2 protein-coding genes are annotated in these 1274 nt (G+C 46.9%); both read left to right on the forward strand.

The genetic code is table 11. The features are described 5' to 3' along the window. A partial coding sequence (ribD, locus tag R7070_RS25530; RefSeq protein WP_318141429.1) for a bifunctional diaminohydroxyphosphoribosylaminopyrimidine deaminase/5-amino-6-(5-phosphoribosylamino)uracil reductase RibD occupies window positions 1–799 on the forward strand: 799 nt, incomplete at its 5' end. 12 nt (window positions 800–811) lie between these two features. Next, window positions 812–1274: riboflavin synthase (locus tag R7070_RS25535; protein WP_318141430.1), on the forward strand; the 463-nt coding region annotated here is incomplete at its 3' end.

A 1274-nucleotide genomic window follows, 5' to 3' on the forward strand; every position in this document is an offset into this window, starting at 1 on the left:
TGCGATGGAAGATCCGAATCCAAAAGTGGCTGGACGTGGCATCCAAATGCTACGTGAAGCCGGAGTTGAGGTTCAGGTTGGACTGTTAGAAAACGATGCGATTGAGCTCAATCGTGGCTTCATTAAATTCATGCAAACAGGCATGCCATTTATCCAATTAAAAATGGCAGCAAGCTTAGATGGACAGAGTGCGCTAAGTAATGGCAAGAGCCAATGGATCACCTCCCCACAGGCTCGCCAAGACGTGCAGCGTTATCGAGCGCAAAGCGGTGGTATTCTGTCTACAAGCAAAACAGTGATGGATGATAACGCTTCTCTCAACGTTCGTTGGGATGATTTGCCGCAGAGTGTTCAAGCGCACTATGAGCTGACGGAAGTTCGCCAACCTGCACGGGTAATACTCGACCGTCAACAGAAACTGAGTGATGACCTTAAACTGTTCAGTACCGAAGGTGAGCGAATTATTGTCAGCAGCGAAGGCGATGTTTGTCCACAACTAGACCAAAGCGGAAAAATTGATTTAGCTGCGACCCTAAAAGCGGTCGCGACTCAGCATAATATCAACCATTTATGGGTGGAAGCTGGCGCGACGCTCGCGAGTTCTCTAATCAAAGCTAACCTTGTAGATGAGTTGATTGTCTATCTCGCTCCGAAACTAATGGGAAGCGATGGACGAGGTTTAATTGGCGCGCTGGGATTGACGGAGATGGCGCAGGTCATCGATTTAAATATTACTGATGTGCGAATGGTGGGCAGAGATATCCGTATTACCGCCACCCTTGTACGTAAAGAAATTTAGAAAAGAAGCACTATGTTTACAGGAATTGTAGAAGCAGTTGGTAAATTAACTGCGATTACGCCAAAAGGCGAAGACATTACCGTTACGGTAGAAGTAGGTAAGTTAGACATGTCTGACGTGAAGTTAGGCGACAGCATCGCAACTAACGGTGTGTGCTTAACGGTGATTGACTTTGGAAGCAATTACTACAGCGCGGATTTGTCTCTCGAGACCTTGAAAAAAACCGGTTTTGCAAACTACCAAGTAGGCGAAAAGGTTAACTTAGAAAAAGCCATGCTGCCGACGACACGTTTTGGCGGACACATTGTATCTGGACACGTGGACGGCGTGGGTGAAATTGTGGAGCGCAATCAAGTTGGTCGTGCGATAGAGTTTTGGGTCGTGATGCCTGCTGAGATCAGCAAGTACGTGGCAGAAAAAGGCTCTATCACCGTTGATGGTATCAGCTTAACGGTGAATGATTTACGTAAAAACG

Source organism: Vibrio sp. 1557 (genome assembly GCF_033340175.1).
Lineage (GTDB): Bacteria > Pseudomonadota > Gammaproteobacteria > Enterobacterales > Vibrionaceae > Vibrio > Vibrio alginolyticus.